The organism is Enterovibrio norvegicus DSM 15893 (genome assembly GCF_900115495.1).
Lineage (GTDB): Bacteria > Pseudomonadota > Gammaproteobacteria > Enterobacterales > Vibrionaceae > Enterovibrio > Enterovibrio norvegicus.
The window spans coordinates 109,874-136,458 of the sequence record NZ_FOWR01000006.1 but is presented as its reverse complement, the minus strand read 5'-3'; the positions used below and the strand labels follow the sequence as shown (position 1 = coordinate 136,458).

Sequence of the window (26,585 nt, the reverse complement as noted above, 5' to 3'; positions counted from 1 at the left end):
ATACCTGTATTTAATTGGGTTTAATTGCCTGCTTAAGCGCTTGAAAACGGGCGCTATCGCGATTGTCTTCAGCACATACGCTCAGCAAATCATCAATAAAGAAGTCTAGTGCGCGTTGTTCAATTTGCTTGATTTGGCTCTGCTGTTTGTCATCCAGCATGTGGTACATACTCGCCGCGCCGAAGTCACCAAAGAGGATGTTGGCCTCTTCGTCAAACAAGGTGTTATGGGCGTACAAATCGCCGTGACACACTTGATTGGCGTGCAGGTGCTCAAACACATCACGCATCTGCGTCACGATCGTATCTATTTGCGCAATGGACAGGGTAAAACCTGCAGGGAAAGTGTCGCGTGTGCAGGTATCAAAATTCGGTGGCAAACCGAGGTTTTTATAATGCGACGGGATCAGGTTCATGATCAGGGCAAGGAAACCCGGTTCGTTGACCTGCGCCAGTGATTGAACCAGGTTCGGGTGATTGCCGACTTTCAAACAGGCGTTGAGTTCATCCTGCGGGTAACCATCACTGGTCACTTCGCCTTTGAAGACTTTCACTGCGATATCGTCTTGGAAGTCTTGCTGGGCTTCGTTCCACACCGCTTTTGAGATTACCCCTGATGCGCCTTGGCCCAATACGTTTTGTAGCGTGAAGCGAGAAGATGCCACATGGGGAACTGAGTCAATGCTCAGGTCTGTCTGGCAGAAAGGGTTGCCAGCAAACGCAAACCACGCCAGTTTTGGCAAATCCAACAGTTGATTTGGGCATTCGGTCAGTTGATTGGCGGAAATGCGCAGAAGCTCCAGGTTTTCAAGGTGGCGCATTGTCTGTGGCAATGAAGTTAAGCGGTTACCCGCCAGTGCGAGCTTTTGCATGCGCGGACGCTGGCCGAGTGAATCCGGTAAGGTTTCAATACGGTTATCTGTCAGGATTAGCCAACGCAGTTTGGGTGGCAATGCATTCTCAGGAACATGCACAATCTGGTTGGCTTTAAAGCCAATCATTTCCAGTTCAGGACAGTTGCCAAGTACTTCAGGCATGGTGTTAAAGCGGTTGTTTGATGCAAAAAAGATTTTCAGTTTATGCAGATGTGCAATTTCAGCGGGAAGCTTGGATAACTGGTTATTGGACAGATCCAGTATTTCCAAACTGTCGGCAAGAGACAGGATTTCGAGGGGAAACTCGGTAAGGTTTTCTGACAGTGTAAGGCGCGTCACGCCTACAAGTTCGCCGGCACGCAGCTGAGAAAGAGAATGCAAAATGAAAATCCATAGTAGCGGTAAAACAATCGGCGCTTAGTCTACAAGAAAGTCATTCAAATCGTTAGAGGTTCTGTGTGGGCTCTCGCAACGTTTTTATGCGCCCGTTTTTTTGCTATGTGCTGAATTGCTCTTGCAAAAGCCTGTAGAAACCACAGAGAACCTTAGAGATTTACAACACAATGAACCGTTCTCGCAGTCAAAGCGTGGCCTGTTTTCATCAGGCCACGCTTTAACCGAGACGCATTGATTGACGGTTAAACCTCATAATGCTTTGTAATGCAATGTTGAGGATTACTTATGGCGTAATGTCCACTTCAATCGTGCCCAGATACGTTGCGGTCAGCTGTACTTTGTCGCCAGCTTGCAAGTAGCGGTTATCTGCAAAGCTCTCTGCGATATATTCCTCAAGAATATAGTCGATTGGCCCTGACTCTACGAAAGAGAAGGTGGCTAACCACTTCAATGATTTCACTATTCGATAGCCCCAGCCCGGAGTGTTGTAGATGACGCCAGCGGGTGTGCCCGTCACGATATTTTGCTCGCTGGTGATCGCAGTGCCTTCAAACAACACCACGTCTTGATCCTCATAGCGCCATATCGGTGCTGCTCCAGAAGACAATATCATCGTGATGAGGTCTTTAGGTGAACGAAGCATTTCTTTGGCTTCGGCTTGCTGTCGTTGTTGACCATTCACGTAGGTGGACAAGGAAATGTCGTTTAAAAATGTTTGCCAGTTTTTGGGAACCACAATGTAGGGACCTGTAGGAAAGCGTTTTTCACCACTTTTGGCATCACTAAACCCATGTCCTGATGTCACGTTATCAACGTCGATCTTGCGCAGAAGCTCGGCACGATCTGTGAAATCACCACAGACAAATAAACCGACATGGCCTCCGACCTGTTCTGGTTTCTCAAGGTTGTCCACCCATCGCATACAAAGCTCAACTTCATAATCGAGTAACACATCCGATTGATAGCGGATTTGAGAGTAGCTAGGTGTTGCTTGCGCGAATTTAGGGAATAAGAAAACCTCGTCAATGTCGGCTTCTTCACCATGTTCGGCATAGTTAGTGCCCGCAGCAATGTGTGCGTTCCCGTCGCCACCGGCTGCGAGCAACGTTTGATAGTCAACGACCGTAGAAGGGATAGCCTTAAAGCTGCTTTCTATTTCTTCGTATCCGTATTGTTTCAAAAAATTGAGAGGGTCATCGGGAAAATAGTCAAAGTGTTCACTAATGTTCTTCGCTGTGACCTTATTTTGCATAACTTGTTGTACTAGATAGGTGTTTTTCTCCCCCGAAGGTGACATCACTTGCGCTAACGTAAGCGCAGTGTTGGGAGAGGCAATGTCGTTGGCACTGGCGATGTTTATACAAGCGAATGCGAACAAGCTGGTGATACAAAATGGTGTGAATGGGATTTTCATGGCGTTCTCCTTTGTGTGATGTTGTTAGGTTAAGCGCTTGAACGTCACAGGTGTGTCACTAGAGGTTGCAACAATAACAGCCACCCTAAGCCCATGTTTTGATAGTTTTATAAAGGATGATTATGCGAATTCTTGTTGCCGAAGATAACCATGCCGCGGCACAGAACTTAGCGGACTATTTGACCTTGGTGGGTCATGACGTTGATTTTGCTTACCATGGTGCGAGTGCATTGCAATTACTCAATGCTCACCGATTCGATTTGATTATTCTCGATATCATGATGCCCGTGATGGATGGGCTGAAAGCGTGTGATGCGATACGCGCTGGTGAACATGCAGATACGCCTATCATCTTCGTCACTGCGCGTGACACGTTGGACGACAAATTGGCGGGATTTAAAGCCGGGGCTGACGATTATCTTGTGAAGCCTTATGCGGTTGAGGAGCTATACGCGCGGATACAAGCCTTGGAGGCAAGAAATCAGCGCAGGATGAGCCCAACACTGAGTTTCGGTGCTTTAACGTTTGATTCTGCGACTGATTTGGTCCGTGTAGAAGGAAAACCTTTGTTGCTTGATCCGACGCAAAAGCGCATCGTACGTTTGCTGTTGAGTCGAGCGCCAGCGCTTGTGGCTAGCCAAGATATTGCCTATGACATATGGGGAGAAGAGGAGGTAGACAGCAGTGCGCTGCGAACACAAATTTACCGTCTGAGAAAATCCCTGCCGGAAGGGATGTTGATCACCGAGCGCGGTAAAGGATATCGACTCAATGCTGGTTAAAGCCCGTCATACCTTTGAACGCTGGTACACTAGCCATATTCGCCATCAAGTGTTTGTGATTATTAGCGTATTAATGTTGTTGGTCGTGCTAGCGATAGGCATCATTTCTTGGGCTGCCACAGAAATTGCTGCGGATAGCTTTATCAACCAGCGAGTCACGTTGATGCAAAGGCAGTGGATGCAATCCTCAATTCAGCTCGGGACTGCCGCTAATATTACTTCTCCATACCTTGCGCTTTATTCGGATGATGACAACACGATCCCAGACTTCCTCAAAGGTATCGACACCTTAGGTGTGAAAGAATTTGAACTCAGCAATGCGCATGTGGTGACGTTTCTTTCTCCCTTTAAAAGTGACTGGCTGCATTTTGTATATTTTCCCGATAAAGACCCTGAAATGGTGAATTACGGCCAAGGCGTTATGGCGTATGTCGCGTACATGATGTTATTGGTTTTCGCCTTGGGGCTGGTGGCAGCGCATCTGATTTCTCGTCACTTTAGTTTACCTATCCTGGGACTGGTTCAACAGGTTCATCAATTGCCTGTAGATGGGGCAAGTATAAAGAGGCGGGCACGGAATGACGAAATTGGCGCCCTTCAAAATGCCTATCAGAATGCTTACTTGCGGATCCAATCTTTTCTTGAGCGAGAAAAACAATTCACGCGGTTTGCCAGCCATGAATTGCGCACGCCCGTTCACGTGACGAAAGGCGCTGTAGAGTTGCTCAAGATGATAGAAGGGGACGAAAAAAAGACAAACATCCTCAGTCGTATTGAGTTGGCCAATCAGGACATGGAAAAGCTGATCAATACGTTTTTGCTTATCGGCCGAGAGGAGATGGGCCAGCAAAATAGGGTGTCACTTGGAAATATCATCAACGAAAGTCTTTCGCGACATCACTATTTGTTGTCGGATAGACATATCGATGTGATGCGAACCATCGAATCCGATGTGATCGTTGCTGAAGATTTTGCGAAGGTTGTGTTGGCGAACCTTGTTCGCAATGCGTTTAGTTATTCACTCAGTTCGGTGAGGGTTGCGTTAGAGGGACGGCGGTTAGTTATTCAAAATGATATTAGCGAGGCTGCTCAACATGGTTTTGGTCATGGCGAGGAAATCGTAAAGGTGGTTTGTCGAAGCGCAAATTGGCGTTACCATTTTCGGATTGCTGCCTCAAAGGCGACGGTGGTGATCTACTTTTGATGCCGCACTGACATCCCTTTCTCATTGGGTAATTTACGGTGATTTATTGGTGACATGGTTGTGACATAAAGAAGGATAGAGTGAACAGCATCATAAACAAACAAGGATGCTGCTATGAAAACTGTCCGAAGCTTTTCACCAACCACAACCAACAAACGTCCTCTTAAAGGCAATGCCTCATTTCCCTTGCTCACCACGTGCCGTCAAACTGCAAAAATGTTCTCGATAATTTGCTTATTGACCAGCCCCTTCGCGACAGCAGAAGACTCTGTACCTCAAGGTTTTTATGGGTCCGTGAGCCTGTTTACGGGTTTCAGTGGAACCACATCGCCGCTGAGCACGGATTCAGATGCTGTTATCAGTGAGTATTCGACATCTGAAAACAACAGTGAAGTGGTGGTCATTCCCTTTTGGGATGTGAAATATCGTCTAAATAGTACCAGCGAGTTGTATATTGAAACCGACATCGTTGGTATGGCGAGCGATTTCTACCTCAACGCCGGATACCGCCATTACTTGAAAGATGATTCCTATCTCGCTTTGGGTATTGTGCCGGGCTTATTGGAAAAAGAGGTCTGGAAAAACCCCTATCTGCTTAATACTCAGCGTGAAACGACAAAAGCCGCTGTTCGTGGCGTGATAGCCAATTACAACAAGCTATTGGGCTCTGATTGGTCTGTTGAACTCGCACGGGGTGAGTTCAACGTTGATGAAGATACTACCGTTGCTGAACTCCAGCGTGACGCGACGCTCAGCTATGCAGAACTGAGCTATGACATGCAGCTTAATCAACAGTGGGGCGTTGAATGGGTTGGCCATTATTTGGATATTCAGTCAAACGCGAGTGCCCCTGATAGTCAACGTTATGGCATGGATATTGAGACACAATATCGTACAGGTCGACATGTGGTGATGGCGGGGGCAAGTAGCGGTCAGCAGAACTTTGATAAAGAATTAGCGTTGTTTGGCCGTACCCGTAAGGATGACAGATTCGGATTGTCCGCAACCTATGTTTACGCCTCTCCATTCAATATCGACAGTACATTAATGATTGTTCGAGGCGGTTGGGATCATGTTGATTCGAATATTGATGTTTACGACAGTGACAATTACTTGGTGACGATAGGCATGCAATATCAGTTTTGAATAGGCTGGTAAAAACTCAATGTTTACGTTTTAACGAAAAAAGCCCGGTGAGTTCGCCGGGCTAGCGCTAGTCCTCTGTCTTCATCTTCTGGCTTGTATGGCAATGTATATTTTTCCTGCTTTTTTGTGGTCACAATTGGTTGGGGTGTATAGATCGATCAAACAATCTTGCGAAGGCTCTCGCACCTTTACATCCTCCTGTCATTTCTTACTTTTTGAGATTAGATCTTATATCGATGGTCTTTTAAGCTTGTTTCGGTTGTTCGAAAAATACCAAGTAGAAGAAGGAAAGCAATGTGTACTTAGAGAAGGATTTCTCGCTACAAAACGGTGAATTCACCGTCAGAAAAGATTCCTACGCGATTCGTAAAATTTCTGCGATTAAAGTAGAAAAAACCTCATGGGTGGGTAACGTTTTGCAGGTGGCCTTCTGGGTATTTATTTTCTCGTTCGCCGTTTGGCTTGCCTGGAGCCAATTTGATAACCCGGGGACGTTTTATCTTGCCATTGTTCTGTCGGTAATGGGTCTTATGCTTGGCGTAAAATACACCAACAAATATGCACTTAAAATTGAATTTCAACATGGTGATGGAACGGGTCGCCAGTGGCTTACGGTGGCGCGATGCCGAACGGGGAAAAGCCTTGTGGTGTTTGACCACCAAGTAACGAGATTGACGAAGGTGATATGACATCGCGTTGTCATATTGAAAGCAGAAATAGAATCAGAGAGGAAGCGGAGTGGGATTAGACACAGCCTAAATACCAGTAAATGAAAACATATTCTCTGGCACATTTGGGATAAAAATTCATAAGGGCGTATTCTTACAGGCTTATTTTCAACTCCTCCAGGGCTCCAATTGCTATACAAAGTCAGCCAATCTTACATTCCTATCGTTTGAAGTATTAACACTCTTTTTCGGTCTCATGGTTTTCATGATGCCTAAGGCGGTTGTCATTTCACTTTTGCTCATGCTCTTGGGAGGCATGTATAAATACAACAAACGGTATCATTACTTTCTAAGGCAGATGCCGCTCAATGATGAGCACCTGAACGATTAACGTTATCTTTTGTTGCTGAGCACTTTTGTCGGGCACCCTTTAGCAGGTTAGTCATGAACCATAAAGGCCTACAAATACAGGCTTTTTTATCATTTCTAAGTGGTTTTTGATTCGCCAGCTTGAGGTATTGAACAATATCAATACGAGATCCCACAGCGCTTTCAACTATATGGGCAAACGCTATCGCATCATCATTGAAGAATTGGAACATCGAACGTCCTTATTACTCGATGGCTTCATGCCGTACTTCAAAGCCTTCATGCTGAACTTGAAAAGCACGGTCAAAGGCAATCAATAAGCCTTACGGATGTCATCTGAAAGAAGGGTTTTAAATACTACTAACGCGCGATATTGGCGGAAGGAAAGGGAAGATATCATGTTGCGGTTCGTTGAGTTCAAGCTGATGACTAAGGCTTAGACACGAGATCTTAGCGAACGAATGGAACTCCATTCATAAGTAGATCCCTTATTCGACACGATTCGTGCAGATGATGTGAGGTTATTCTGATCTTAGTGTTAAAGCGCCAAGGAAACTTGGCGCTATTTTTTCGTTTCTAACGTTCGGTGATCAGTGCTTTTTAGGGCCATTACGGACAAGGTCTTTGCCGTTATCGAACACGTCTTGCGTTACCCAACGCGCCAAAAGCAGTTGGTGGTCGTCACCTAAAACGGCAACAAAAGGGCGGCCGTCTGAGTTATTGGTGGCTAGTGCGACGCCTGCGACGTCTTTTAGCCCCAAACCACCATTTTCGACAGCGACAAGGAAGGTCTCAAGATCTTGTAGGTTGTCGATGATATCGGTTTCATTGTACATGTGTTCAACACTCTTTCTGTGTTTCAAAGTTTTGTGCTTGGATTATTTCACGGCGTGCCAAGCGAGGCAATGTGCGTGACAAACGCATGGCTTTTCCGTGCCGCTTCAACCCTCCGAGTATTGAAGTTTATTATTACCATTTGGTAAAAATAAGTTTCAATATTCATGGATTATCAATTTTCCTGTAATCCCTATAATGCTCGCCATTACGTTCGAGGCGACACGTGCGGGTGTGCTTCAACTGCCGATTTCAGATGATGCGGTGCCTTTACTGCGCCATCAAACCTAAGTTTGGAAAGACAATGTCAAAACAAAAGAAAAAAACAATTGTGATTGGTGGCGGTGCTGCTGGGCTAGAGTTGGTTACGCGTCTTGGGCGTGACAAGCACGACGAAGTCGTTTTGGTCGAGCCGTCTTCTCACCACTTTTGGAAACCTAGATTGCATGAAATCGCTGCGGGAACGTTCGACGAAGAGTTGGATGCAGTCAGCTACTTGAAGCATGCTTTGTGTAATAAATACCGCTATCTACAAGGCCGAATGACAGGTGTTGACCGCGCAGCAAAGACGCTCCAAGTCAAAACGGCGGAGGGTCGTTTGGTGACTGAACACTATGACCGTCTTGTGATTGCTGTTGGCGCGGTAAGCAATGACTTTAAAACACCCGGTGTGGCGTCTCATTGCATGTTTCTTGATTCCGCGGAGCAAGCGCACAACGTGTGGCAACGCATTAATCCATTGTTGCGCGCCCAAGGAGAACATCGTATCTCGATTGTTGGCGCAGGTGCGACGGGGGTTGAATTAGTCGCTGAACTCGCCAAAGTGAGCCAAAAGCTGAGCCGATACAATACAGGTAGCGAGCTTCAGATCACCTTGATAGAAGCCGCTGACCGTGTTTTGCCAATGAGCCCTGAGTGTATGTCTGGGAAAGTGCAGTCTATGCTAGAGAAACAAGGCATTCGGGTGCTGACGAATACACGTATCCAGCAAGCAAAATCTGGTGCATTGATCACGGCTAAAGGTGAGGTTATCGAATCTGATGTACAGGTGTGGGCTGCGGGTATCAAATGTGCCGATTGGCTGACACAACTTGATGGGTTGGAAACCAACCGTATTCATCAATTGAAAGTGCTACCTACCTTGCAATCGACCTTAGACGAGAACATTTTCGTGATAGGCGATAGCGCCGAGTGTCCGCAACCTGACGGTGGTTTTGTGCCGCCACGTGCCCAAGCGGCCAATCAGGCTGCAACGCATTTGGCTAAGCAATTTAAACGTCAGCGTAAAGGGAAAGATCTCCAACCGTTTGTTTTCAATGATGGCGGTATGCTCGTTGCGCTGGGACATGACTATGCAGTCGGTGCTGTGATGAATGATCGAGTGGTGCTCCGTGGTCGACAAGTGCGCAAACTGTACGACACCATTTTCCGTTTACACCAACAAGTGCTGTTTGGTTGGGGAAGGGTAACGCGATTGATGGTGCTGAAACGCATTAAGTGTCTGATGAATCCTTACTACAACGGAAGAGCATAAATGAGCTGGTTCTTTTTATTGATGGGGGTAGGGGCGGAGACCCTGTCTCACGTGGCCCTAAAATCGACGGATGGCTTCAACAAACCTCTGCCACTGTTCATTGTTGTGATGGGGCATTTGGCGGCGTTTCTGTTTCTGAGCCATGCAATGAAAGGGATCCCTGTGGGTATTGCTCATGCACTATGGGCGGGACTGGCTATTTTGTCTGTCACTATGTTATCTGCGATTGTGTATCGACAGCACGTCGACGCAACCGTATGGATAGGTATGGTGTTTGTTGCCATTGGTATTGGCATGATTAATCTTTCTCACGGCCACTGAACAGAGAGGTTTACCCCGTTATCGTTGAAGAGCCAATGTGTGTTGGCTCTTCAATTTTGCATAACATGCAGATTTATCGATGAACCATCTCCCTATTTGAGGCTGCAATTTACCCCCATTAGTCCCCCTTCATTAGAACGAGATCTTTTCGTTCTAATTTGCCATATTCCCCCAAAACCTCGAACGATAGCATGAGAAATCGCTGCACAACTGACCCTCAAACATCGGTGGTGACAGCGATGAGCAGTGAATCTTAACAATAAATACAGGGAGTATTAGCACGATGAAGACTCATGCAAATTGTTTATTGCCGCTCGGTTTGGCGGTGATGTGTGCAAACGCGACGGCGGCAGTCACTTTGTACGAAGACGACACACACTCTGTCAGCACGGACTTGTTAGTGAATGTGTTTTATACCAACTCGAGTGTTGACCGTTTGGCGGATTTTAACGACGCCAATAGTGGCACAGTGAGCCGAGACCAATCGCGTGTTCGTGTTGGCTTTCTGCCTAATTACATTGGGTTTAATTACAACACCGAAACCGATGATGGCTTGAAAATCGGCGCGCGTTCATCGTTCTGGGTCACATTGAATGACACAGACACTCAACGTGGCGCAGAAGGTTTGGGCACACGCTCGGGTATCGACGTTCGTCAGTTCTACGCGACGGTCGATGCGGAGTGGGGGCAGGTCTTGCTCGGCAAAGATTTTGGTTTGTTTTCGCGCAGCAATATCCTTACGGATGAACTGTTATTGGGGCACGGTCAGACGAGTGATTTCTATGGCTTGATCGATGGCGGAAACGTGTCGTTCGGGAACATTGGGTCGGGTTACACTTATCCGTTCCCGAAAGCACAAATTACGTATCGTAGCCCTGACATGTCAGGTGTTCAGATCGCTGTTGGTGTCATGGACCCGAACAAGAAAAGTGCAACAAGCTCTGAAGATAATCCGCGCTTTGAAAGTGAAATCACGTACAACAATACGTTCGATTCTGTGGATTTTAAAGCCTACATCAATGGTGTAACACAAAGCTCTGAAGACAGTGCTGGCAAAACCGATTCAAACGGTGTCGGCGGTGGTATTCGCGTGGGTTATGCCGGCGCAGCGTTTAACGCTTCAGGTTTTAACACGGAAGGTTTAGGGGATGTTGCGGGTTTAGATACATTGATTTCGAATGAGCAAACCGAGTCGGAAGGATATTTACTGCAAGGGTCATATTCTATTGATGCAGAACGTTTTGTACTGTCATACGGCAAGACAGAAGTTGAGACCCAAGGAACGACGTCATTGGAGTACGAAAACTATGCTGTCGCTTGGTTTCATACTGTGAATGCGAATCTGAGCTTGGTAGGTGAATACAACCGTACCGAAGTGAATGAAGGTCGAACGGAAGAAAATAATACGTTTGCTGTTGGTGCTGTGGTCACTTTTTAATTCATCGCCCTCAGCGGTGTATTTTTGCTACCGCCCAATGACGATTGAATCCTTTTTTCCCTGCCTATCAATTTGAGACACAAATCGTGCAGATGATGTGAGGTTATTCCGTGTTATGTGTCGCAAGCGCTAGGCGAGGTTTAGCGCTTGTTTTTTATTCTTGGGGGAAAAGCGATGCCGAATAGACCTCGTTGATACATTTACCCACCATAATCCTTCAACACAGCATAATCCTTCAGCACAGCATACTCTTCCTACCCAACATACCGCTTCGTACTATTTCTCACAAAGCTCTCTCTGATTTCGCACATCTTTCTATCGTCGGAATATTTTGGCGTGCCGTCGGTTCTGTTTCTATCTAACGCGTAGAAAACGAAAGGAAGCAAAGGATGATGAGAGTAGGTTGGAGCCCCTTGTCTGGGCTAACGCTGTTGGCGCTTTCAATGAACGTATCAGCGCAAGAAACGTATCAGGATTTTGGGTTTATTGGCGGTGGCGTCACCGTGGGCGAGTCAGTGTTTTCCAGCGACGGCACCAAGGTCGGTGTGGAGCCAAACCTGTTCTACAACGGCGAATACGGTTTTATTGACGGTAGTTTGGTGAATTATTCGGTGCTGCCGTGGCTGGGTATTTCCGGTCGGTGGCGATTTGCAGAAGTATCGAATGATTTCGATGATATCCCGAATGGGATTAATGATCGTGAGGGCAATGGGGAGCTAGGTATTACGCTGGGCACCGTTGGCGCGCGTTTGACCTATTTGCATGACGTGACGGGCGAGCATGATGGTTATGAAGTACAGCTTCACTTGGGGCGAGCATTTGATACGCCGTTTGAACAGTTCACACTGTCGCCGTACGTGGAAGTCGATTACCGCGATGAGAAGTTGTCGAATCACCTCTATGGTATTTCAGTGGGAGAAAGCAGCGCGTCTGGCCTTGCCGCCTTTAATGCTGACAGCACTTGGGTGTACAAATCCGGTCTGATTGGCATCTATGATTTTTCTGATGATGTCATTGTCTTGAGTAAGCTCGAATTTGAGCGCCATGACAGTGAGAGCGCTTTGGTTCAGCGCGATCTGGGATGGCAATTCAGCATTGGTGCTGCGTATACGTTTTAGGCGATTCCCACGTTTACACGTTTGGCTGACGTTGAAGGTGATGCTCACTCTCAGTAAGAGTGAGCACATTGCATACATAAACTATACCCAAACAACCTGAAGATGCAGGATTCAGCGAGGTTTACTGACGATATGATCTAGGCGTCCCTTTGCCGATGTAGTGAGCTCCATCAAAAGGGATAACACCGAGCATGGCGTCAGTAAACTCGCCCTAAGGGAGGCCTTCAGTGCGTCCACTTCATCGTTAAATTCCTGTGAAATAGAATGACTATTCCTACAAGAATTTGCCTTGAACTGAACGCACTGATGGCCTCTGAAGTCGAGCATATTCAGGTTGTTTGGGTATAAACCGTAAGACGCACCATAATTCCTCGTTGCAACAGTTACATCTATTTTTGAATGGGAATCTCAATATATTGAAGGGGGAATATCTATTTAGCCTTGTTTAATTGTGCAGGATAATTTATGTCATGGCTGTGTAAAATTTTTATAGTGGCAAATCGATCTTCATTCAATTCCGTAGCATTTTATTTTCATTAATATATTCTAATTTATCAATTGCTTTTCGTTGGGTTAATATCTCATAGTTGTCATTAATTCTAATTAATCCTTGTTGTTATTTGTGTTGGTTTTATTTTTTTATCTAGTATTTCCTTGCCTGTCATTGGCAATGTTTACGTAGTTAAGTGTTAACTTTAATATGTAATTAGGAGATTCTAATGAAGAGTAAAAGGTTATCAATAATATTTGCAACACTTGCAATATCATTATGCTCATTTACAGCACACGCAGTGGGCCTATCACCGGGAACCGTACTTAACAAAACACACAAAGCTAAGACGCATAATATTGTTAAAAACTTCATCGAGACCCGAAAGGGTTATGGTTACGTCACCTTTAGTGGCGGAAAAGTGATCGGTAATACCGAAAATAAATTCTCAGTGACAGTCGGTCCTCATAACACGCAGATTGGTTCAGTATTAGGCGCAGTCGATTTAAACTTTAACCCTGAAGAAATACAATGTGTTAGAGGACTCCATCTTTCTTTGAGTGTTGGCTCTGATGTCCCGTTTTCCTTGAGTCCTACTTGTGATGCGCTGTTGCGTGCTGATGTGAAACGAACACTTAGCCATACGGTTGCTGAGGCTGAAGTGCCAATCCCCGAAGTGCCCATCGACCCTGCTGGCATTTTCCGTCTTGGTGTCAAAATTGGCGCAGCGCTAAAGGTTGGGGCAGATTTTGCAGCGGGTTTGGAAGTGGGTGGTTATGATAAGCCTAACACACCTATTTATGTTGCTGGTAATCGACAGCCTGACTTTATTTATGCAAGTGTTCGTCCCTTTATTTCCGGTGATGCTACCGCGAAAGGTTACGCCAGTATTAACCTTATATTTAAAACCATTGAAAAAGGCGTAAAAGGTTCGCTCACTCTCATTAGTGCAGGAACAAAGGCCATCGCTGAGGCTGGAATTACCTATGAGCCTGATAGCGATTGTGGAAATTGCAATGAGGAAAAGAACTATCAGTATTATACCAAGCTTAAATGGAATGCGAATGCGCAGGGGGGAAATGGCAGTATCGGATTGTATTGTGATGTGAAAGCATTTGGCTTAGCCAGAATATTTTATGCGAAAACCGATCTTATTAGTTGGTCTCCAATTTATGAGTTCGACCAAACCATTTATGAAAAAGCAGTGTACTTCTAAATAACACCAGCCCAAACAACGCCAGGTTAATGAACATTCACATGCTTATGTTGTTTGGGCTTCGGCATCTATATGTCAACTTGGAGAGGTGTGTAAATAATGAAAAAGACGATTGGACTTTTAATGCTGCCGTTGTCCGCGGTGTTGCTTTTAGAGTTTTATGTTTTTGATAGACACGATGCCGTACGCGGGACACCTTTACCGAAAAAAGTGATTGTTGTGTCTGCTGATAATCAAGATGAAGAGAAAGGAGAGGTATTGTCTCCATCCAGTCAGAGAGATTTTTCTGTCACAGAGGAAGGTCAACAGACTCTGGCTTATCAGGCGGTGATCGTGTCCACGCTGACTAGCGATAGCAAAGCGCTTGCACACTTCACGAACTCGTTGAAATTTGTTCTTCATCACGATAAAAACCGTGTTCAAAGGGAAGAAGCGCCGCGGAAAGGGGCTGTTTATGATGCGAGTTTTGAATCTGAAAACCCAGAAACCGCGATGCCTGCTGTGATGGGGTTTACTTATAGATACGGAGACGGGGCGTTTCACGACGTGTCATTGCTCGGATTGCAGCCAGAGCATCCACTCAACATTGTCCCTGTGTTATTGCAGCAACTTTCTTACTACCCAGAAACGCACACGATAACTTTCCCAGACGGCGAACGTACGTATAACTATGCCACAAAAGGCAGCAAGGTCTCGCGTACGTTAATCAGTGATCAGTCAGCATCTGCAAGTTACGATACCTTGTCTCAAAGTGACAGTTGGTTACTCAATCTTGATGTATCGGGTTTCCCCATGCAATTGGAGAACCGCGTGTCGAAAACGTTAATGATGGAAAATCAGCCACTCAAGCTTCATCAGAGTATTACGGTAACGCCCATTGCGCCTGAAAATGATGTTTTGTTGTTGGCGAACTTCATCGCGAATGCAAACACAGGTTATGCCGTCTCTTTCAACCGTCAAGAGAGCGACGTTGTTGTTCAAACGCCGGAAGCATTTATGTCAACGCTGGTGGTGTTTGATCGTAATCCAAACTTGGACACCGCTGAAGTATTGGGCGTGTATGCCGCAGAGCAAGGGCTAGGCTTTGTGCGTGAATTGATGTTTTCGGAAAACGTGACTGACAGTATGCGCTCAAACATCATTTTTTCGTTGGAACGATCTGGGTTAGCGGAAGGTGAGTTTATTCTATCTGCATTGATTGAAGACGAAAGCATCGAAGAAACAGACCGTATTCGCGCAATGATGTCGATGGTAAAGATGGGTGATGTGAATAGCACCGTCGCTCTGACAACACTCGAGTCGATGCTAACGGATGATAACCAGGTATTGGCACAAACGGCGATGTTGAATATCGGTATTCTCGGTAAGCAGAATGAACGTTTAACCCCCCAGGTGACGGCTTTTTTGTCTGAGGCGTTAGTGTCGAAAAAAGACGGGTATCTCTCGTTGTTGGCCGCCAACAATTTAGGAAGCAATGCCTTAGATGCGGAAGTCGCACCGTATCTCACCAGTTCTTTCTCAGACGAACGTCAACTGGCCGCTAAGCTCTTGAGCAAGAATCCTGATATGCGTTCGCAGCTAATGACTCAAATGCTTAATGACTCTCACCCAAGCGTGGTGCGTACGATTGCTACTGGGCTTGATAATCAAGAGGTGTCTGTTGCCTTAACGGAAAGCTATCAGGCGAAACTGCGTCATCGTATTGAAGATGAGGACGTCTTAGCACCGACGCGCGATCTCTTGTTCGAATTTCTTGTCGGCCATACCGACGAGTCAGCCATGAATATGTCGGTGGCACGTCGTGTCATAGAAATGGAAGGGGTCAGTGAATCGACGCTGGAATTGGCGAATCAATATTTGGCCGGGAAACCATAGTTCATGAGATACCAAGCCCTTGGGTTTTGAAGAAAGAACCAAGGTTAAACTGAACATGATTGCCACCGACAATGAGGTGGCAATCGTGCGGTATTTTATTTTAAATTAATCAAATACTTCAACGCACCACGAATGGCTGCGACTTGTGCGTCGTTACATTCTTCATCAGTGACTTTCGGGCTGTCTGGATACACTTCGGTGGTGGTGCCGAATTTGCACGCGGTGAAACCGTTACACAGGCCAAGCGACGCCAATGGATAGTTAATCACGCCGTCTTGCTGAACCGGAGACCCAATGATGTTGCCGTCTGCATCAGCAGGGGCAATGTGCGTTACCGTGCGCACTTCATCGATAATGGCTTTCTGGAAATCGGAATTTGGGTTTTCAGTGTCGCCCACGGTGTAAAAGCCATCAGGCACGATATCTTCTTCGTAGTCTTTACCATCACGGGCTGCGAGAGCAGGGCGGAATTCAGATTCGTCCGTGTCAGTGGTTTCGTGAAGATCGATATGGGCGAAAACTTCAACACCCAAGCCCTTCACAAATGCCATCACATTGGCGGCTTCTTCTGATGGGCTGTTGTCTACAAATGAACGGTTAGGATCGACAGCAATCGAGTTCCAGCGGTTGATGGTTTCGTAACCCCAAGGGCTGACACACGGCGCGACGATAAAGTTGAAGTGCTCAACAAATGCGTCGGCTTCACTGTCTAAAAACTTCAATGCGCCATGAACACCACTGGTCTCGTAACCATGCACACCACCCGTGATCAACATGGTGGGTTTGCTTGCATCAAAGTTGCGGCTTTGAATGCCAAATTGCGGGTAACGCGCTGGGTCGATGGACAACGCACCGTATTGCGTTACATCAAAGCGGTCGCGAAGTGCGTCGATTTTGCTGAGAACATCGTCTTTATAGCTGCGTTTGATGCTGGTTGTTGCTAGCCACTGTGCTTTTTCTTCGTTGCCCCAAGGTTGACCAGGTGTGCCAATTGGGAAGCTGTTTGATGTGCTCATGAAATGTCCTTCATATGTTGCTGTTATGCCAGCGAGGTTACCACCCGTGTTGAGGGTAGCAACCAGAATTCAATGTGGGCTTGCTCAAGTGGTGAGACTTTACTCAGCTTCTTCTATCAAAAAGGCTTCAAGTCGGTCAGATAGCCAGGCTGTTAACGCGCCGCGACGGGCATCGCTGGCGGTGATTTCGCCATAAGGCTGCCACTGCATTGCACTGGCATGGCGAAGCACTTGAACGGTGCCGCTTCGCAGGTATTTGCGCAGTAGCATTGAGGGCACGTTTGACCAGCCCGAACCGTCTAATACCGCATCACGTAAATGCTCATAAAAGGGCAGCGCGATGTAATGGGGTGAAATGGGGTCGAGGGCTTTCAAGCCTTCATCATCGACGTAGGCCAGCGTTACCTCGGTGTGCAATTCCAAATCGGCACGAGACACGCGTTTGAGGGCGGCGAGAGGGTGATCTTTATGCACTACCGACATCATTCGCACTTGGCCTAGCTTCTTGGAAGATATGCGGCCAAAGGCGCGGGTTTCGGGCAACAAGCCGAACGCAACATCGACCATGTTCTCATCCACCATTTCATAAAGCTCAGGCGGCGGAGCGACATACAACGAGACGCTCGAATCGGGGAAGCGTTGACGAATTTCGCGCATCGTCGCGCGCCAGAATGCTTCGGGCAGGGCGTCGTCGCGGCCGATACGTAAGGCAGATTCGATGCCGTTTTCGAATTGTCGGCATTTGGCTTCAATGTCGAAGGCCGCTTGCAGCAATCGCTCGCAGTCATCGTGGATCATCCTTCCCGCATCGGTCAGCATGACGCTGTTTCCTGAGCGTGAAAGTAACTCAACCCCCAGATTATCTTCCAGAGCGCCAATGGCAGCACTAACAGTGGTTCGACTTTTTTCGAGCGCTCTCGCAGCACCTGCAATGGACCCTGTTTCGACGGCACTCAAAAACATTTCTATCTGACTGCTTCTCATAAGAATTCCCCACTTTCACTCCCTGCGAGTGCTAAATGATTCTAGCTCTAAATGTTTTAGATGGAAGCGTTAGCGACAAAAAAGTTGTCGCTCAGTAACTCTGTGAATTAAAAAGTTGGCGTTATGGTGTCATTCAAGCGCTCGAAGATAGCGCTACAGTCAAAAAATTTGTCACCTTGTGGGGATTTATGTCGAATGAATATGCGAAAGAACGTAACTTACTGAAATTTTCTACCTTTGCTTGTTTTTGCTTTGCAGCACTCGGAATCGGCCTCGGTATTTGGGCTGGATCTATGGTGATCGTCTTCGACGGTGCTTATTCGCTAGTCAGTTTATTACTCTCTTTAATGGCGTTGGTAGCCACCATTTACATCAGCAAACCAGCATCGAAAAACAAAACGTCAGGTAAGGCGGTCTCTGCGCAGAAAGCGGCGGTAATCGAATCACTGGTTGTATTAATTAAAGGCCTCGCTGTCGCGATTGTGTGTGTGGTGTCTTTCGCTTCTGCCTTGGACGCCCTGTTTACGGGTGGGCGAGATGTGAATGCAGGGTTTGCACTCGTGTTTGGTGTGGTGAACGTTGCGGGTTGTTTGGCCACGTACCTTGCCATTAAGAAACACTCAAGCGAGGGGGCTTCAACCATTCTTAAAGCGGAATCCAGCCAATGGTTGATGGACACTGTTATCAGTGCCGCGGTTCTGGTTGGCTTCTTGGTGGCTTGGGGTTTGATGATGACAGGCTATGGTGAATACGCCGTGTATGCAGATCCAATGATGGTGATTCTGGCCTCGGCTTACTTTGCTACCGTCCCTGTGAAAATGATTAAAGATTCGGTGAAGCGTTTGATGGCGCTAGCGGAGCAGCGTGAAGACGCACAACACCACGGTGTATTGGCTTGACTCACTGATATCCTTGTTTCGCATTAAGCGCAAAAATGTGCGAAATAAGAGATGCAAAACAACGAAAAACGGCCGCGAAAGCGGCCGTTTTTGCGTTTGAGTAAGGTGACGAGCAAACCCAAACGCGAGGTGGTCTTCAATCTCTTTTATTGATGGTGTTTCATCGCCAGCGATGATGATATGTTTCAAGACGATAACGTGACAGGATGCGAGGAAAAACATGGACAGTTTGAAGCTTAAAATCCCCCCTTTGGTGTTGGTGGTGATCACCTTAGTGGTCATGAAAGCCATTTCGGTGGGGTTACCCACAAACGCAACACTCGCGAATCTGCCTTTGCTTTTTCCGATATTATTGGTGGGGTTTGGAGGTGCTGTGATGGTGGCTGGGGTGTATGAGTTTCGCCGCAAGCAAACAACGGTAAACCCAATGTTGAAAACAGCGTCTTCCGCGTTGGTCTCTGATGGTGTGTACCGCTTTACGCGCAACCCTATGTACCTCGGGATGCTTTGCATCTTAGTGGCCGCGGCACTGCTTTGGAACAGCGCGTATGCGCTTCTTGGTTGCGTCTCCTTTGTGCTTTACATGAACGCCTTTCAAATTTCCCCAGAAGAAGATTACCTCACTGAGCTGTTCCCCGACAGTTACCCCGAATACAAAACGCGAGTTCGCCGCTGGTTGTAACACCTATTTGTGTTAGGCATCGTCAGTTTCACCTTGAAGGATTGTGGGTGAACGGGCGATGTCGATGAGCGTTGCAAAGGTTTGTAGGAAACGAGTTAGTCACCTCGTCATTCATCGCGAATTTTGTCACTTTGGTGCCTAAAAAATCGACTGAACTCACTTCGATTACAAAGCAAACCTGATGGCATTTCAAAGAAGTAGAATCGGAAGCATAAAAAATGTCTATTTTAGTATGCAGTTCTGTATGCATTGTTAATAATTTGTGCCTATAATTAATACCGCTGGAGCGACGAGTAACACCTGTGAGGTAAGGAACGCGTCTTAGTCGGGTAGTAGAGACAAGGTCAACGCCTCCACCCACTGAATAAGAAGGGAAAGACGATGCGGGTACCTTTTTTTATTAAAATTTTAGTACCAATTTTGCTGCTGATGGGCTTTATGGCAAGCCCAGTACTCTCTGCATTTTGACGACAAACATGCAGTAACTCAAACCTATTGAAAAAGAAAAACAGCCACTCTTGAGTGGCTGTTTTTTTATGCCTACCATCTGCGCTCAAATCTATATTGCGAGTAAACGCCGTGCGCTTAGCTTGCTCTGATTCAGGCCTTGCGGGCTTCCATCGCGTTGGGCTTACCCAGTGGCCAAAACGCAACAGCCAGTTTGAACGCCGCTGGCACGAAGTAGAATGAGAGCAGGGTGGTTAACAAGGTACCGCCTGCAATGGCAATTGCAAAGGGCGGCCAAAATCCACCGCCAGCCAGAATCAATGGTAAGAAACCGCCAATGGTGGTGATCGTGGTTGACGTGATGTGCCGTCCACAACTACTGACCGCTTCAACAATGGCTGTGCGGTCACCTTGCAGTGCTTCTGGGCTTGATTTGAGCTCAGCCAGAATGACGATGGATGCATTGATCGCCAAACCCACCAATCCCAGTAAGCCGATGATCACGGTAAACCCGAATGGATAGCCGAAGACCCATACCGACAGCAATCCTAAGCCTGCTGCTTGCACTCCGACCATGAAGATAATGCCGCTCAATCTAAAGGAATTGAAAGACACCACGACCACGGCTATCAACAAGGTGATCACAATGGTGAGGTTTGCCATGAGCTGATTGACAGAATCGTTTCGCTCGGCGGATTCGCCCCCGAACTCCATGCGATAGCCTGGGGGCAATTGAAGGTTGGCGGCTTCGAGTTTTTCGGTGAAATGGTTCAACGCAGTTTGTGGCAGCACGCCCGCGGTAATGTAACCTTCAATTACATTCAGACGTTCACCGTTACGACGCGGGATTGCGCCGCGACTTGGCTCAACACTTAAATCGGCGATCGCTGAAATGGGTAAGTCAACTTGGCCTTCATTCGAGGCAATCGGCAAGCGTAAGCGGTTGAGCTGATCCAGGCTGGTTCTCGCTTCATCGTTAACGCGCACACGCACAGGAATGGATTCAGTTTCTTCGATTAAGCTTCCTTGTACGCTGCCTGACATCGATGCATTTAATAAAGTAGCGATTTCACGGAGTGTCAGCCCGGTTAACTGGCTGGCTTCTTCGTTCACATTGACCGAGATTTTCGGCAGGCCCGGTTGCAAGGTTTCTCGGGTGTTAATGACATCCGGTGTTTCTGCCATCAATAGGCGAATATCTTCACCAATCGCGCGGAGCATGTCGAGATTTGGCCCGAACACACGTACTTCCAACGGGGCGTTGAACGGAGGGCCTTGTTCAAGTTTTCTCACCAATATTTGTGCATGAGGAAAGGCTTCAGACAGTTCCTTTTGCAGTTGGGGAATCCTTACATTGGCGGTTGCAACGTCTCTGGTTTTTACCATCGCTTGTGCAAAGTTTGGAGCACCTTGTTGACGAGCTTGCTGATTGTAATAAAAGGAAGGGAAGTTACCGCCGACTACCCAACCTACACGTTCAATGTCGTCGTTCTGCAAGATGATGGCTTCGATCTCTCTTGTGGTGTCGAGTGACGCGTTAATGCTGGCTTGGGGAGCAAGAAACACCTGAATTTCAAACATGTCTCTGTCTGATGGTGGGAAAAATTGTTCTGTTAACTGACCTGCCGCCCAAAAGCCCGAAAAGGGCACGGCAAATACCAGTGGAATAGTGAGTAACGGATAGCGAATCGCACCATAAACCGTGGTTCGGAAGGTCTTGCTTAATGCGGGCAAACTGATACCGGCGTGGTACCAACGCGTGCTCGACTCTCCGGAGGGTAACCAGCGCGCGGCGAATCCCGAAACCAATAACATGGACACCGTATAAGAGCCGATCAAAGAAAAGCTCACGGTAATAGCAATGGCACCGACAAATTCCCCCGAAGGCCCTGGCATCAAAAAGATAGGGGCGAATGCAAGGATGGTTGTGAGTGTTGAACCGAGCAGTGGTAGCCACAAATGACGGATTGAACGCATGGCGGCGTCGATGCGTTTCACCCCTTGTTGTCGGTAATGCTGGATGGTGTCGACCATGACAATGGCGTTATCCACCATGATACCGAGTGATACGATCAAACCCGTTACGGACATTTGGTGAATCGGTAGGCCGGTAAAGCTCATCATACCGAGGGTGAAGGCGGCGGCAATTGGCAATGATAAGGCAACAAGCACGGCAGAGCGCATACCTAGCGTGACGAACAACACGGCCAATACCAAGCCGAAGCCCATGGCGAGGCTATCCATCAGATCGGACAATCGTGTTTCCGTGTAGCGGTTTTGTGTGAAAATCGGTGTTAAGACGATGTTGTCGGGCAGTTCAGCACGAAATACGTCAAGCATCCTGTCTGCGGAGGCCGTCCAGCGATCAACACGAATATCGCTCTGCATACGCGCCGACACGAGCACGGACGGTTTACCATCGATTAAGGCTATCTGATCAGGTGGCGAGGCCGCCGAACGAGTCACGGTCGCAATGTCTTCCAATCGTATCAAAAATCCGCTGTTATCAATGGCGACAGGCACTTGTTTAATACGATCAACGGAATCGAGTGCGCCAGCCACTTCTAACTGAAAACGGTTATCTTTGCTGTACAATTCGCCTGCTGAATTTTTCGCATCTGCGCCTGATATTGCGTTGGAGAGGGAAAGCGCGGATTTTCCTAAAGCGCTGGATGCTGCCACGTCTAAGGTCACCAGAATCTCTTCGTCTGGCACACCGTGTGTATCAACAAATTCTGTGCTGCCAAGATTTCGCCAGCGTTTCGCTAATTCTTTTGCATAGCGACCGAGAATGAGTGGATCGACTTGAGAGTCACCTTGCCATTGAAGGGCGGTGATATACGTAAATGCGTTGGAATGGTCGTTATCAAATTGGGGGTCAAAGGCACCGGCTGGTAGCAGAGGTGCGGCATCGCCAAGTTTATCTCTGACTTTTGACCACACGGTTTCTGTGTCGGTGAGTTCGTCATTGAGCTCTATTGTGACGACAGAAATGTTGGGTTTAGACGTGGACTCAATTAGTTTGATTTCATCCAATGTACGCAATGAAATCTCTATCTGTTCACTGACAAGCGCTTCCACACGCTCAGCACTCGCACCGGGGTAGGCGGTTGTAATGGTTGCCCAGCGGTTGATCAACGCCGGATCCTCTGCGCGAGGAAGGGTAGAAAGCGCAGAGAAACCAGACACCAGCAGTAACACGATGAACAAAACCAACAGGCGCGTATTTGAGAGCAATTTTTCCATGTGCTGTTACTCCGCTGCCAGTTTCACGCGTTGCCCTGACACAATGCGATGAATACCGTCAGAGACGACTTTTTCACCGTCTTTCACAGCACCGGACACATACGCTTTATCACTGTCAGCGTGAAGAACTTGCACTGAGCGGCGTGCGATTTGATAAACGCCGTCTTCGTTTTCTACTGCTGCGTAAACATTCCATGTGCCACGGAGTCCATCTGTCAGCCCCGTTAACGGTACCCAAAATCCTTCACCGGGATTCTGGGTTTCAAATTGAAGATAAGCGAGCTGGCCACTTAACACATCAGTGTCTTCAGGCAGCAGATAACGCAGCATAACAGTGCGTGAGCGCATGTCGATCGCAGCACCCGGGTTGAGCAGAGTGACATCGTAAAGCGATTCGCCAATGCGAACTTGCGGTTGTTCGCGTTGACTAAGTTCGAACAATTGCTTAACAGGCACACCGATGTGCGCTTCTTTTTGTGTGTCTGCAAGTAACGTGAGAGTCGGTGCGCCGACATTTACTACGTCGCCATGAGACACAAAGCGTTCGCTGATCAGGCCGCTATAAGGCGCGTACATGGTCGATTTTTCTTTGCGAAGTTTGGTTGAAGAGAGTGACGCTTTAAGTTGACGCACGTTTGCGCGCAATGCATCGCGTTGGCTGATCAATGAGTCTATGTCGGAATCGGCACTGAATCCTTTTTTCTTGAGCTGCCGTTGGCGCTGAAGATTTGTTTGTGTGAGATCCAATTGCGCATCGAGTTGTTCTAATTGTGCTGTGAGCTGCTGTGCTTCCGTGTCGAGCAGTTGTGTATCTAGACTGAGTAATGCAGCGCCTTTTTTAACGCGATCACCGACATTAACGAGAAGTTCATTTACCTTGCCGCCCAGTTCAAAACCCAGATTAGCAGTTTGTCCGGCTTGAACCGTACCCACATATTCACGATCAACCGCGTAGGTCGGTGCCATATTCACCGTCATGACATTGACCGTTGGTGCGGCATCAGGCAAAGCTTCACTCTTGTTCTCTGCTTGTGAGTTACAGGCAGACAAGAACACGGTCGACAGTAGCATGATGAACTGAGGGTGACGTCTTTCCATGGCGAAATTCTCATTGTCCGATTAATATTTGGACTAGACTGTCCAGTCCAATATTTATAAAAGTAGTGTAATCAAACTAGACTGTCCAGTGTGATTCGTACTATATTTGTTGCAAGGTTTTCGTGGAGATAGCGCATGAGCGTGCAGGGTACTGATCGAAAAGAGCAAAAGCGTCAGCAAATATTAAATGCGGCTTCTGAACTTTTCTGCCAACAAGGGTATGGCATATCAATGGATGCAATTGCTCAATATGCAAATGTGTCCAAGCAGACTGTGTATGCGCATTTCAGCAATAAAGATCAACTCTTTGAAACCTGCATCATCGAAAAGTGTAAAAACGCAGGGTTGGATTGGGATTTGGAGCGAGATGAGCGACCACCACATGTGGTGTTGCGTGAATATGGCTGGTTGTTCCAATCTATGCTGTTGGGGCACGAAGCGCGAAGCACGTTTCAAAACACGGTGCGACAATCGGATTCTCACCCAGAACTTGCCAGGATCTTTCTTGAACAAGGTCCGAAACGAAACGTGTCACAGCTTGGTCGCTATCTGCAGAAATTGGTGAACCAAGGAGACATGCCGTTTTGTGAAGATGTCGAATCCGCGGCAATGCAAATGTTGCTGATGCTGCATGGCCGTCCAGTGTACTGGGGTTTCTTTGGGTTTGATGCCAATGAAGATGAAGCAACACGTCGCACTTATATTGATAGCAGCATCGACGTGTTCCTGAGAGGTTATGGTTACACTGAAGCAAAACTTAATGGCGCTTGATGTCGCGCCGTTCCAATCCTTTTATTGATAGTACCTTGAGCACCACTAATTACTGAACACCACTAATTGCTGACCACGAGAGATTTGTATTCATCGAACGCAAATTGGTCTGTCATGCCACTCACATAATCCTGCAGTAAACGACAGCGTAAATAAAACTCCCAAAGGGCTCTGTTTTCGATGCTGGTGTTTATCGCAATGCCGCTTTTGTTTTCCTTGTCGCTATTACGCTCGTTTAATGCTACTTCATACGCGCCAACGTGTTTGCGCGACAGCTTGTTAAATAAGCGCTTCTCAACGGGGTAGCTTCTGCTTCCACCGCCTTTAACGATATCGCTGAATGCGTCTTGAGAAAGCTCGAGTAAGGGACGGTATTCCGTGAGTAACCCACCAATGATTTTATACCCTTGAAGCTCCAAGGTTTCGACTTCCGGGTCGTTAAACACATGCTTGAGCGCGACTTGTTTGAAGGTCTTGGCCAGTGCGTGGAACTGGCTGTTGTCTTCTATCAGTGCGCGGTTGAAGTCACCGTGGTAAACCTGCTCGAGGTTGTCGATAAATTGCTTAGAGGCATGGGCAACCAAAGGGTGAACCATTTCGACACGCAGGCGAATAAAGAACTTGTGGGTTTTGCTTATCTCATCGTGAGATGCGTCTTGAAACACATCTTGAAGCAGCACATCGAACGTTTTGTCTTTTTTGATGGGACGGTTCGCAGGTTCCAGTTCCTCAAAGGTTTTTGATAAATACTTGGTGAGGGTTTCGAGCGAGAGAATACGCTTTTCAACCGCATCTTCAAGATCGGCCAGGCAGTAAGAAATGTCATCAGCCGCTTCCATGATGTAACTGAGTGGATGACGGCAATACGGTGCCATGTCTAGCGCTGTCATCATGGCCTCAACATACGGTTTTTCTGTGACGTAATAACCGACTTTTTTGGTGAGGTAGTTTTTATCTTTCGGTACTTGCTCGGCCGATTCAGTCGCAGGGCGGGTGTATTTCAATACTGACGCAGCTTGGCTGTATGTAAGATTAAAACGGTGAAGTGATTGCACAAGGCGAATGGCTTGCGCATTGCCATCAAAATGACAAAGCTCATGGTGAATGGGGGCGAGTTCATCCTCTGAGCATACTTGAGCCAGCGCTTTCATGGGGGCCAGTGTCGTCATATTTTGCGTGAACCAGCGGTTAATGGCATCTTCCCCGCTGTGACCAAAGGGCGGGTTGCCCATGTCGTGCATCAAGCAGGAGATTTCCACTAAGGATTCCACCGCGCGTTCAAGGCCGTCTAAACCGTATGCGGATTTTTGCTGTTCAGTCAGTCGATCAAAGATGGTTTGAACAATGAAACGGCCCACTTGTTGTACTTCTAACGAATGCGTGAGGCGGCTTCGAACCGCGGAGTTTCGCTCAAGGGGGAACACCTGGGTTTTCTGCTGCAAGCGGCGAATTGGCGCAGAGTTGATGATTCGACCGCGATCGCTTTCCAACGCGCGCTGCAAATCTCGTCCATAGGGAAGAGGGCGCTCTAGGCTGATTTTCTTTTTGAAATCGATGAGATGGGGATCTTGGGGGCGACGATCTGCCTGTGTCATGCATGCTTCCTTGAATGAAAACCGTGTTTTTAACGTATACCCAAATAACTAGAAGATGCCGGATTCAGCGAGCTTTACTGACGTTATGATCAAGGCGTCCTTTTGCCGATGTAGTGAGCTCCATCAAAAAGGGACAACACCGAGCATGGCGTCATTAAACTCGCCTGA

The 26,585-nt window shown here is 47.3% G+C and carries 22 protein-coding genes; 14 read left to right on the top strand and 8 right to left on the bottom strand.

The genetic code is table 11. The features are described 5' to 3' along the window. Positions 1–10: 10 nt before the first annotated feature. On the bottom strand, positions 11–1,255 hold the full coding sequence (locus tag BM082_RS05525; RefSeq protein WP_074925638.1) for a leucine-rich repeat-containing protein kinase family protein: 1,245 nt from the start codon (positions 1,253–1,255) through the stop codon (positions 11–13). Positions 1,256–1,553: 298 nt separating this feature from the next. Then, entirely contained in the window at positions 1,554–2,684 is a 1,131-nt protein-coding gene (locus tag BM082_RS05520; RefSeq protein ID WP_017010685.1) for a fumarylacetoacetate hydrolase family protein, read from the bottom strand. 122 nt (positions 2,685–2,806) lie between these two features. Here BM082_RS05520 and BM082_RS05515 point away from each other — a divergent pair, with 122 nt between their 5' ends. From BM082_RS05515 to BM082_RS25415, 5 genes are all read left to right on the top strand, one after another. Further along, complete coding sequence (locus tag BM082_RS05515; RefSeq protein ID WP_017016637.1) at positions 2,807–3,466, top strand: response regulator transcription factor; 660 nt, start codon at positions 2,807–2,809, stop codon at positions 3,464–3,466. After that, positions 3,456–4,670, top strand: coding sequence for a sensor histidine kinase (locus BM082_RS05510; protein WP_017015695.1), 1,215 nt, complete (start codon positions 3,456–3,458; stop codon positions 4,668–4,670). Before BM082_RS05515 ends, BM082_RS05510 begins: the two co-directional genes overlap by 11 nt. 114 nt (positions 4,671–4,784) lie before the next feature. Beyond that, on the top strand, positions 4,785–5,816 hold the full coding sequence (locus BM082_RS05505) for a DUF2860 family protein (RefSeq protein WP_074925635.1): 1,032 nt from the start codon (positions 4,785–4,787) through the stop codon (positions 5,814–5,816). 296 nt (positions 5,817–6,112) lie between these two features. Then, a complete protein-coding gene (locus BM082_RS05500) occupies positions 6,113–6,505 on the top strand; it encodes a hypothetical protein (protein ID WP_017010689.1) in 393 nt (130 codons plus the stop codon). A gap of 539 nt (positions 6,506–7,044) precedes the next feature. Continuing rightward, the gene (locus BM082_RS25415) at positions 7,045–7,173 is read left to right on the top strand and encodes a hypothetical protein (RefSeq protein WP_017010691.1); all 129 of its coding nucleotides are present in this window, start codon (positions 7,045–7,047) and stop codon (positions 7,171–7,173) included. A gap of 270 nt (positions 7,174–7,443) precedes the next feature. Here the strand turns inward: BM082_RS25415 and BM082_RS05490 are convergent, their stop codons facing one another. After that, positions 7,444–7,689 (bottom strand): hypothetical protein, encoded by a 246-nt coding sequence (locus BM082_RS05490; protein ID WP_017010692.1) that lies wholly within the window; start codon positions 7,687–7,689, stop codon positions 7,444–7,446. Between the two features lie 302 nt (positions 7,690–7,991). Between BM082_RS05490 and BM082_RS05485 the strand changes: the two genes are divergently transcribed. The 6 genes from BM082_RS05485 to BM082_RS05460 all read left to right on the top strand — a co-directional run bounded on the left by BM082_RS05485 (position 7,992) and on the right by BM082_RS05460 (position 15,679). Next, the gene (locus BM082_RS05485; RefSeq protein ID WP_074925634.1) at positions 7,992–9,221 is read left to right on the top strand and encodes an NAD(P)/FAD-dependent oxidoreductase; all 1,230 of its coding nucleotides are present in this window, start codon (positions 7,992–7,994) and stop codon (positions 9,219–9,221) included. Further along, entirely contained in the window at positions 9,222–9,542 is a 321-nt protein-coding gene (locus tag BM082_RS05480; RefSeq protein ID WP_074925633.1) for a DMT family transporter, read from the top strand. Positions 9,543–9,825: 283 nt separating this feature from the next. Further along, the gene (locus BM082_RS05475) at positions 9,826–10,980 is read left to right on the top strand and encodes a porin family protein (RefSeq protein ID WP_017015691.1); all 1,155 of its coding nucleotides are present in this window, start codon (positions 9,826–9,828) and stop codon (positions 10,978–10,980) included. Between the two features lie 389 nt (positions 10,981–11,369). Next, positions 11,370–12,098: a MipA/OmpV family protein gene (locus BM082_RS05470; protein ID WP_074925632.1), complete on the top strand. Its 729-nt coding sequence runs from the start codon at positions 11,370–11,372 to the stop codon at positions 12,096–12,098. A gap of 719 nt (positions 12,099–12,817) precedes the next feature. Beyond that, positions 12,818–13,804, top strand: coding sequence for a hypothetical protein (locus tag BM082_RS05465; RefSeq protein ID WP_074925631.1), 987 nt, complete (start codon positions 12,818–12,820; stop codon positions 13,802–13,804). Between the two features lie 99 nt (positions 13,805–13,903). Beyond that, entirely contained in the window at positions 13,904–15,679 is a 1,776-nt protein-coding gene (locus BM082_RS05460; protein ID WP_074925630.1) for a hypothetical protein, read from the top strand. A gap of 95 nt (positions 15,680–15,774) precedes the next feature. On the opposite strand, the gene BM082_RS05455 is transcribed toward BM082_RS05460, so the two are convergent. Both BM082_RS05455 and BM082_RS05450 read right to left on the bottom strand, forming a co-directional pair. Continuing rightward, positions 15,775–16,695, bottom strand: coding sequence for a M14 family metallopeptidase (locus tag BM082_RS05455; RefSeq protein ID WP_074925627.1), 921 nt, complete (start codon positions 16,693–16,695; stop codon positions 15,775–15,777). Positions 16,696–16,794: 99 nt separating this feature from the next. After that, positions 16,795–17,679: a LysR family transcriptional regulator gene (locus BM082_RS05450; protein WP_017010703.1), complete on the bottom strand. Its 885-nt coding sequence runs from the start codon at positions 17,677–17,679 to the stop codon at positions 16,795–16,797. A gap of 188 nt (positions 17,680–17,867) precedes the next feature. Between BM082_RS05450 and BM082_RS05445 the strand changes: the two genes are divergently transcribed. Continuing rightward, complete coding sequence (locus BM082_RS05445; protein WP_074925624.1) at positions 17,868–18,578, top strand: cation efflux transmembrane domain-containing protein; 711 nt, start codon at positions 17,868–17,870, stop codon at positions 18,576–18,578. A 220-nt stretch (positions 18,579–18,798) separates the two neighbouring features. Beyond that, the gene (locus tag BM082_RS05440) at positions 18,799–19,260 is read left to right on the top strand and encodes a methyltransferase family protein (RefSeq protein ID WP_074925623.1); all 462 of its coding nucleotides are present in this window, start codon (positions 18,799–18,801) and stop codon (positions 19,258–19,260) included. A gap of 600 nt (positions 19,261–19,860) precedes the next feature. Here BM082_RS05440 and BM082_RS05435 read toward each other — a convergent pair. Next, positions 19,861–22,953 carry an efflux RND transporter permease subunit gene (locus tag BM082_RS05435; RefSeq protein WP_074925622.1) on the bottom strand — a complete coding sequence of 1,031 codons (3,093 nt, stop codon included), beginning with the start codon at positions 22,951–22,953 and terminating at the stop codon, positions 19,861–19,863. A gap of 6 nt (positions 22,954–22,959) precedes the next feature. Then, entirely contained in the window at positions 22,960–24,051 is a 1,092-nt protein-coding gene (locus BM082_RS05430) for an efflux RND transporter periplasmic adaptor subunit (RefSeq protein ID WP_074925621.1), read from the bottom strand. A gap of 135 nt (positions 24,052–24,186) precedes the next feature. Between BM082_RS05430 and BM082_RS05425 the strand changes: the two genes are divergently transcribed. Then, a complete protein-coding gene (locus tag BM082_RS05425; RefSeq protein ID WP_017010708.1) occupies positions 24,187–24,822 on the top strand; it encodes a TetR/AcrR family transcriptional regulator in 636 nt (211 codons plus the stop codon). A gap of 62 nt (positions 24,823–24,884) precedes the next feature. Here BM082_RS05425 and dgt read toward each other — a convergent pair whose 3' ends face one another. After that, positions 24,885–26,417 (bottom strand): dGTPase, encoded by a 1,533-nt coding sequence (gene dgt / locus BM082_RS05420; RefSeq protein WP_017015683.1) that lies wholly within the window; start codon positions 26,415–26,417, stop codon positions 24,885–24,887. Positions 26,418–26,585: the final 168 nt, after the last annotated feature.